This window comes from Shewanella sp. 10N.286.52.E4, from assembly GCF_041468785.1.
GTDB lineage: Bacteria > Pseudomonadota > Gammaproteobacteria > Enterobacterales > Shewanellaceae > Shewanella > Shewanella electrodiphila.
Genome location: NZ_JBFRJJ010000026.1, coordinates 60551 through 69898 on the forward strand (window position 1 = coordinate 60551; position 9348 = coordinate 69898).

General features: G+C 36.8%; 8 protein-coding genes. All 8 read right to left on the minus strand.

All coding sequences use genetic code 11. From position 1 onward, the window contains the following. Window positions 1–7 precede the first annotated feature (7 nt). Window positions 8–658: a hypothetical protein gene (locus AB4153_RS15760; RefSeq protein WP_371998102.1), complete on the minus strand. Its 651-nt coding sequence runs from the start codon at window positions 656–658 to the stop codon at window positions 8–10. 11 nt (window positions 659–669) lie between these two features. Continuing rightward, on the minus strand, window positions 670–3597 hold the full coding sequence (locus AB4153_RS15765; RefSeq protein WP_371998103.1) for a hypothetical protein: 2928 nt from the start codon (window positions 3595–3597) through the stop codon (window positions 670–672). A gap of 347 nt (window positions 3598–3944) precedes the next feature. Further along, window positions 3945–4475 carry a HEPN domain-containing protein gene (locus AB4153_RS15770; protein ID WP_371998104.1) on the minus strand — a complete coding sequence of 177 codons (531 nt, stop codon included), beginning with the start codon at window positions 4473–4475 and terminating at the stop codon, window positions 3945–3947. A 604-nt stretch (window positions 4476–5079) separates the two neighbouring features. Beyond that, entirely contained in the window at window positions 5080–5838 is a 759-nt protein-coding gene (locus AB4153_RS15775) for a hypothetical protein (protein ID WP_371998105.1), read from the minus strand. A 69-nt stretch (window positions 5839–5907) separates the two neighbouring features. Then, the gene (locus AB4153_RS15780) at window positions 5908–6390 is read right to left on the minus strand and encodes a hypothetical protein (protein ID WP_371998106.1); all 483 of its coding nucleotides are present in this window, start codon (window positions 6388–6390) and stop codon (window positions 5908–5910) included. Window positions 6391–6412: 22 nt separating this feature from the next. Next, a complete protein-coding gene (locus AB4153_RS15785; RefSeq protein ID WP_371998107.1) occupies window positions 6413–7189 on the minus strand; it encodes a hypothetical protein in 777 nt (258 codons plus the stop codon). A gap of 454 nt (window positions 7190–7643) precedes the next feature. Next, window positions 7644–8765: a CRISPR-associated ring nuclease Csm6 gene (gene csm6, locus AB4153_RS15790; protein WP_371998108.1), complete on the minus strand. Its 1122-nt coding sequence runs from the start codon at window positions 8763–8765 to the stop codon at window positions 7644–7646. A gap of 342 nt (window positions 8766–9107) precedes the next feature. Then, on the minus strand, window positions 9108–9348 hold a 241-nt coding region (locus AB4153_RS15795), incomplete at its 5' end, for a helix-turn-helix domain-containing protein (protein WP_371998109.1).

Sequence of the window (9348 nt, forward strand, 5' to 3'; positions counted from 1 at the left end):
AATCCTTTTAAACTTCTGAATTGTTTGAAGTAGCCTTCATCATTTCTTGTTCGATTTGTTTATCATTGAGATGAGGATGGACCACTTTGTAAGCTTCAATTAGCACATCACCGTGCTTATCCAGTAAATCAATAGATAACTCATTACTGAGATACTTCGCTAAGTCATCCATGTCTAGGCCTCGACTGGAATACTGTTTAAGCATTTCGACTACTACCTCAGCCCCAATATTGGTATTACTTACCGTTGTAATAAATGGCAAACTGACGCCAATATCAAGCTTTTCGCTTACAGCTTGAACCAATAGTGAACACCCCAACACTTGACGAGTGGTTTTAACTACAGATCCATCATTAGGCTCAATATTTTCAATGTTTACGTCATTGCGTAGGTAGTCGACATATTGGTTAATACAGTCAAAGTCGGCTGTTTTTTTTTCCGCATGAGCAGCTTTAGCACCAAGCTCTTCTGCAGTTTCGCCAGGACGAATAACATCTATAACAGCACTGATTGATTCCGCCATTTTTACAACTTGCGGCAACATTTTATTTGCCAATTCAAATAACAATGGTGCATTTTTAAATACAGTACCAAGCGGAGCAACAACCTGAGTAATTGCGGCAAGAATTGTGGGTATTGTGGTAACGACTGGTAGCATAATAAATCCTTTTAACTTAATTCAATTGATTGAATAGCATTGATATACGTATCACTGGTTATTTGCTCTTCATGGGCAATAACATATTCAATACAGGTCGGTGAAATAACACGTAAGTAAACTAATGCCTCATCGTCTGTTGTATCTAATATGATGGTGCGTTTTTTAATACTGTCATCTGCTATGGATACCTGCCCAGTGCTCGATAAAGACTGCTCTGTATAAAACAATTCACACTTTGCGCTACTCGCATCAATAAATTCAACCCATTGATTAAATGCTGTTTCTCTATCAACTAATGGCTTAAAGCGTTTTTTACGGCTCCCTCCCAAATAATATTTAAAGCGAATATTGTCATCGCTAATATTATGGTCAATGACCTTAATCGAGCCTCCTTCACGCGCCTCGATTAATCCAAATGCCACACCGGTTTTACCCGTTGGCTTTTCAACATTGCCATCATCACCACCTAATGGCGGATACAACTCAAAACGGCTAGCTTGATCTTCAGTTCGTTCCATTTCCTGGTGTTGTAACGCAATATGTTTTTCAAAAAGCATTTTAACAATCGGAGATTTACTAGAGTTGCCAGCGAGAAAAATTTGGATTTTATCAATTTGGTGCAGCGACAATTTGCTATTACTAAACGCAAGGCGTAGCGCATTAAAAAAATTCATTACTCCTCGTTCAATACGGCTATTAAGTATGTCATTTAGCGCATCTTCGTTTACATCAAGCTCAAAGCCCGTCTGCACTTGACCATTTACATCACGCAGGTTAATTGCTATTTGCCCTTGGGATAAATCAATACCAGAATCTTGGCGTCCTTCCCAGAATGGGCGTAATGCTTCGCATAAAGATTTAGTATTTATTTTGGCTTCTTGTGAGCTATTTAATAGTTGCTCACTGCCAGCAAAAGCATCTTTTTCTGGGTGTTTTTCGAATTGAATCCCATGCTTTAACAGTTCAGTTTTATTGTTCTTAAATATTTCAAATGCTAATAATTCAAGTAGGTTTTCTCCACCTAAAAATTTATCACCACCAGCGCCAAAATGTTCAACCACATAATCAAAGCGGCGCTCTTTTGTACCGTTGGCTTCTCTAAATATGCCAAAGTCGAAGTCGGTTGTGCCGCCACCAAAGTCAAACACACTGTAAAATATATGCTCTTCATCTGTTGGGTCAAAGTCATAGGCTTGCAAAGCGACAAGCGCATAAGCTGCCGGCTCACTTGCCCCTTTTGTTACTGACAATTGGGCAATGCCTTGTTCACCGAGTTCTGCGGGCAGTGATTTTTTTAAGCCCTTTTTAAAACTTTCAATAATCTTGTCACGAATTGGCATTTCATAAGTCACTGGAAACGACAATATATAATCGAGATAAATGCCGTTACTTTGGGTATTAATGTACAAGCCTAAGTAATAGGCATAAATTTCAATAGGGTTAAATTCTTCATCAGTTAATTTTAAAAAAGGCGGTAAGTCGATAACCTGCCCTTGCTTACCGACTATTTTAAGCTTACGGCTACTGTCACCAGCCCACTGCTTAATTTCATCCAAAAAGGTATTAAATTGACTAGATTCACAGCCAAGCAAGGAGTTTTGCGCCGTGTGTGAAATGGTGAGATCTTGCCAGCGGGTATAAGGTTTATTGGCTTTAGCATGATAATCACCAATGAACTGAGCCAGGTCATTAAACTCCATCACTGTGGGGTTTTCATAGTGGTGAGCTTTAATCTCTTTCGCCAAATCCCCCGTACCAATGCGCATTGGGTGGATGTTTACATTGTCTTTTTGATAGACCACCACAGTACTCTTAGTGCCAAAATCAATGCCTACCACACCATCATTAATGGATGAATTAGGATCTTTAGCCACTAACTTACTCGGCAGCGAAAATGTATTTGAATTGCTGGTCTCGATAGCGTCTTGCCATAACGACCAGTGACCTAAGGCTGTATCTTCTAATACCTTTTGATGCAGCGGCGCGATGTCGGCGCGTAACTTATCTTCATTAAGTAAGCCAGTGGTTATCTTGCTTTCAATATCTAAGTCTAATTGTCGCTGTAAGAAACTCTCTACTTTGCTTTGATCTTGAGTAAAAGCTCCTTCTAACTGACGGTGTACTATTGCAAGTAAAAATAAATAGTCCTTATTGCCTTCTAATACTAGCGGTGTGAGACCTCGAAGGATAAATTCAATAAACAGTTTTCGACCGGATTGAATTGAAGCTTCAAATGGAAGAAAAGGTAAAGGGCAACCGTTATTTCTAATCGTTAAAACGTCACTGTCGCAATCAAACCCACTTACAGCATCCGCTTCACTTTCCTCCTCACAGAATAATCCGTAACGCAGACTATGAAATCTTCCCCATTCTATTTTGAAAATCGTATCAGATAAGTTTGTCATGCAATTTAAGGTTTGTTTGTTGGGGAGTGTCCAGTGATTTACAATGTCCTTCAATTGCTTGTTAATATTCTGTTCAACTACAACTTTATTTGTTCCAGTAGAAAAATCTTGCCACTGCCATACACTGGTGTTTTTAGTGTTTTGATCAAGGTATTGAGAGATAGTAGCTTTATTAAGCTCATCCCCCTCTGGCAAGTACCAGCAGCCTTTGGCCTTTTTATCAAAATATGCATCACCAGTTAAAGGTAACCAACGTTTAAATTTAAATTCATTACTAAATTGACCATAAACACGATTGAGTAGCGCCAAAAATGGCGTGTTTTTCTCGATTTTAGCGGAAGCCAACTGAGTCATAGCAGAGGAAAGCCTTTCTTTTACCCCATCATTCTTAACCGCTGATTGCTCAAGCTTGAGAAATAATTCCATCTCTTGTTGTATTAACTCATCAAATACACTATCTGCTATATTGATGCCATAATACTTGGCCTGTGCTTCGGATAGGTTGACTCTTGATACCAGTTTACTGTCCATTATTACTCTCTTTATGTTGACCATTCATGATGTGGCTTTTAAGACCAAATTACTAATAAGGTATTGTTATTGATATTTTTATAGCTTTTATTAGCGTTGTTAATTTTTAACTGAGGTACGTTTTAAGGTATCAATTTGTGTATATACCGGTTCAATTTCCCAATCAGTGAGGTGTCGGAACACATTTGCAAGTCATCTCCGCCGCATTTTGGGCACTCTACTGGTAACCCTGCTATGACATCTGAATTAAGATAGTGGCGTGTTTGCCAATTGCATCCATCGCAGATAATTTTCACTTGTCCTACTGGCATGACCATATTCAATCCTTTCAGTGCAATTGCACAAAATCACAGCATTTCTAGAGCGGTATCAGTTGCTTTAGCCAGTTCTTCAAAAAAACGTAAGCATTTACCTAAATCAGCTTTATTAATTACCTGTGGTTGATTAAGGCAAACTTCAGCGCGATGAACCGCCTCACCTCTTTTACGAATCCATGTATTTAATTGGCTTCTCGCATCTTTGGGGGTCACATTAGGCCAAGTCCATTTTTCTGTGACATCAACACCGAAGAACTCTTCAAATAGATGTTTGGTTTTCTGGGAGTTTGGATTGTGAAAAAGCTTAAGCCTTTGAGATAACTGTTTTTCAGCAAAATTGCCCACCATACTGCCTTTAATGACACTAAATTTAATTTCAAAAATTTCGATCACTACATCTTCTACATAGGTTTCCCATGCGGTGAGAGTAAGGATTAAACAGGCTTTTTTTAATGCTGAAGGTGGTGATAACTCTGGATGAGAATTTAAACTGTCATAACAATCAAATAGCTCACGAGCATCACTCATAGCTTGATAAAAATGCTTTAATGATGAGGTCAATGTGATTTCCTTATATTGACATTTGGATGCAAATTTACTGCAGGGGTTAATATTAATGCTATAGATAAATAAAACGTGTTTATAAGCTTACAACTTCACCTTAATCTACTTGTTTACGCTAAGAAAAAATGTGACGGTTTAATAATTTAAGACTATTAACAAACGCTAAATAAGTGTTTACGCGTTTATAAATTGGACTTAAACCAATATTATTCCCATTGTTGCTGTCACAATTTTTAGGCTGCTAATTTTCAAAAGTAATTAACTGCTCGGGTTTAAAAGTGGCAACTTGGTCAGTTTTCAAACAAAGTATTTCGAATGTATAGATAGGGTATTGTAGACAAAGGTAAAATTGCATAAAAACGTCCTTGTTTTAGAGGATTACATTCAATCACAAAGTTTATTTAAACTCAAAACATTTATCATCTAACGTCTATCTAGCAGCATTATTAAATACTAATTCCGCTGCAAAAACATATGGTCAACTTTTATCTATTCACAACTGTCTAGTAAAGCTTGATGAAGTGGCATAGTCCATTTCATTCATCAGAAAGTCCACAAGCGAGGATTAATACGATGAGTCATGTTTTATACCGAAAACGATCTAAGCTTCACACTCTAGAAACTCGATTTCAAGCCGATCCATCAAACGAATAATTTGATACGCATTCACATTGCCAAGTAAGATTCTGGTTCTAATATCCAAAAAGTCCGACATTTTTACCTTGTCTTGGAGAGTCGCCCAAGCTTGTAGCAAGCCTTCTGAAGACCCTATAATATCAACTAAAATAGATTCAATTGCTGGCGATACATCTTCTATAAATTTCGCCAAATAGTGGTTTGTTGATTGATATGTCAGCCAGCGGGAATCCTCTATAAAACAAGGTTGTTCAATGAGTCCATAGCGCAGTAGAGACCCACTATCTAAAATACTAGCAAGATGCTTAGTCATTCTGAAATGGTAATGCCGCGCTGCTGGGTAACTATCGACGACTTGTTCTAACCCAAAAACAATAGATTGATTAAACTCCTTTTTTACTTCAAGCCATTTTTCAGCGTTTGAAACACAAGGTTGTAGCGATCTTATATTCTGAAATATCGCTAATTGATACCCGACATCACAAGCCGTTGAGTCATAAAAAACCGTTCCTAGATTCTTGTTAATATTAGAGGCAGGGATAGAGTTAACCATTATAGAACCCAAAGGGCTCAAGGCTAATTGAATGGTTGTTTCATCTTTTAGGCTCTGCTCAATATGTTCAATGCACTTATCGAGGAATGGGTCAACATCCAAACTACAACAGACTTTAAAATCTAGATTTGATAGGTGATCTATTATTTCAATTAATTTCACATCAGGCATTATTTAGCTTCTCCAGAAAACATTAACATTATTGATATCAACATAGCTTCCAAGGATGTCAGCACTCTTTTAGTGCGGACTATCTAAACCTTGGGCTTTAAGCAGCAGTTTAAAACCATTGTCTATTAACCGAAGCGATGTATTTACCTCTATCATATTGACCTCATTATCACTGCTGTTTTGATAATCGACTGTAAATACACCTTCAAATTGACCACTGAAAATTGCATCAATGAATTCACCAGAATCAAGCTGTTCTGTATGTTCAACAGAATTCACATCAACAGGCACTGATATATCTTCAAGCCCGTCAAAGAATAAGTCTTCAAATTCTTCAAAAACTTGCAATAATGTTAAAGCCTCTATTTGACAAGAAATGAATACACCGCTATTTTCAAAGCATTCAAATAGTGAATTTAAACCTGAATTTACGGAGCTTATTCCATCAATATATAAACTTCGATAATCAATGTTTTCATCCATCTTTTCATCCATCTTTTCATCCAGGGGATTGACGCCTAATCTAAGATGCTTCGCTTTTTGCTTGATCATATAAAAATCCCCTAGACTGAAATTACTTACACTTGAAATAGCGTGCCTTTCTTGAATTTATCTCTAAACGACCAAAATCTTCAAAGCTAGTACCAAAGTCGTTCAAAAAATCACAATTCAATTCTGTATCGATTGGCACAGGAACTAATTGTTCTAATAGTCGAGGATCTAGCTTACCTAACTCTACGCCATCCTTTTTCATAGCCTTTAAATCTCTTGAGGTCAGTTCAGACTTACATTTATGTTCAAAGACTTGAGCTTTCAACCATAGTTTTACATTGCCCATAGAGAATTCGTATAAGTTATCTTCTACTTTAAAGTCTTTATTAATATCCACTTTCTCCATAGCAAAAATAGTCATTACTAATGCTAGCGAATAAAGTTTACCGTTAACCTCAAAACTCTCGCCGAATTCACTTTCATAATCACCGAGACTAAAATCAAAACAACGATTTTTACGTAACAGATTAGCAGTTGCAAATTCAGACTTTATATAGGGGTGAGAATGAAACGATCCAAGATATTGGTATCCATTACCAAAAACAGAGGCTATATCATCATTAATTTGATGTGACATCGGCATGGTCTCTACAGAACCTCTTTTTCGTCTTGCTGACGATGAAACCGAAAAATGTTCCAACTTACAGTTAAAACCTGTACGTCCCTTTAATGACCCCCACAGTGTACCGTAAGTTTCTAATGCAACGATATATTTACCATCATGTTTAACCGCATAAGCTTCATAAGTAGCCATGAGCATTTCAAACAATACACTTTTACTTACTTCAATTTTAGCCATCTCTTTATCCCTGAATAATTTAATATAAACGCCAAAGCAATATAATTAAACGATTAATGAATTGTCGTTTTATTGATGGTTAACAGTTTCTATTTCACTAAACCGCTATTTAGTATCTCTATCAGGCTTGTTTTACTGTTTTACTGGTTTACTGGTTTACTGGTTTACTGGTTTACTGGTTTACTGGTTTACTGGTTTTAAGAATGACGACTTTACCAACTTAAACTAGTGCCTTTTCATACACTGCCAATGCACTTATTCTATTATTAGCGTTGGTCATTTTCCCGATAGTATTAGTACAATGACAAATTTGTCGTTTTTAATGGCAGAAAGCGTGCATCAATCGTTCCATACAAAATAATTCATGTATTTTCCAATCTAAGAGCTTAATAATCTTAATAACTTCTACTATAACCCAACCAAAACAAGATTAATGTTCATAAGCTTACAATCGTTAAGGTCTAATAATATTTACAGTTAACGTATTACTAATAGAATATGTAGAGCCACCTTTAACGCCATCTGAATGTACTTTTATTTTATCTACCACGTCATTTGGAAGGTAACTTGAAAGCTTCTTGTGAAATTGACTAAGAACCTCTTGAATGAACTTGGCAGTAATAGGTTGTAGATTATCAAAATCACCTCGAGTCCAATCCCCTTCATCAAGTAATCCAAACGTGTTATAAACGCGCAGATCACCATTCATCTCAAAAAAGTACTGCAGATATTGCTTTGTAAAGTCGGTGTTCTTGATAAAGCTAGAACCAACTTTAATCGTACGCTGCGGCTGGGAAATCATGAACAAGTAAAGTGCTAGTAATTTTGCAGAAACCTTTATAACAACTCCCAATACACTTAATTTCTTTGTTTTCAGATTTATAGTTACAGCCAATGGCTGGCTGGCCGCATTCATTAATGCAACCGTTTTAGAAAAAGAACTGTCGTCTAGCTGGTTTATTAGATCAGACTCAAACTGTTTACGCATTCGTACAAAAGGGATTTCGGCAAGTGTGACTATGGCATCTTTAGTATTGACTAGAGTATCTGAGGTTTTTCCTACTATCCAATTATCTTGAAGTGTTGGGTAATAAAAATCTTTTACAAATTCGAATTCATCCGTTACAAAAACATGACTTAAAGCATCTTGCTCTCGACCATACAAGGACATGGCATAGCCCATGTAAAAAGCCATGGTTTTACGTCCACCAGCAATCGATGCGTGAATAGCACAATTTGGATCTGCTGTAAGTTTGGCTATTTTACGTGTTATAAAATCAGCCATGGTGGATTGATCTTCTTCCCTTTTGGCATCCTCTAATTCATGACCTTGCTCGTCACAAATGACCCAAATATTTGACTCATTGAATATGATAGGAGGAAGCGAATATTCGCTAATGAGCTGTTGCCAACGACCTTGTACAAAAAGACCATCCACTAACATCTTTTTTGAAGCTTTTGTTGTAATCACAAATACCTCTTCAGGTACTGCTTTTCCTTGAATATGAAGACCAAATAGGGTCTCAGTTAATACTTGAGGACTTGCTCCAGTTACTGCTATTAACACATTTTTCATACTTCACCAAAGGTAGGCTAACATCTCACCAACTGGCCAAAATAGCTAATTAAAACCATTGCAGTTGAATTATTTAAAGGTGCGAAGAAGGGGGTTGTTCAAAAATCAGATTCCATTCTGTCACTATTCCATGTACTTGTTAAATCAAAAATTAACTCCGTTGAATTTAGATTTTGCTTAGTCATACCATATTTATTCAAGCGGATGGAATAATACGGATTGCAAGCATTTAAAAACAAAGCTATGACAGTATGATAACTGCTTATAAACCTGCCCCGCTAGACTATATAAAGTGCTATTCTAGTCAAGTAACTGAAAGACAAACCTAAGTTAATACTCTAACTAATCTTCCACATACTCGATGACATCTTGAACTTTACACCCGAAATATTGGCACAAAGAATCAATCGCTTTGGTTGTAGTTGAATATTCATAACTTGGATTCATCATCTTCGATAAAGCCGTTCTGTTTACGCTCGCAGCATCAGCGACTTCTTGTAAAATAATCTTTCGACGTTCCTTGAATTCTTTTTCAGCCATCAACTCTCTGATTTTAACTCTAACCCTGACGAATCCCCACGAA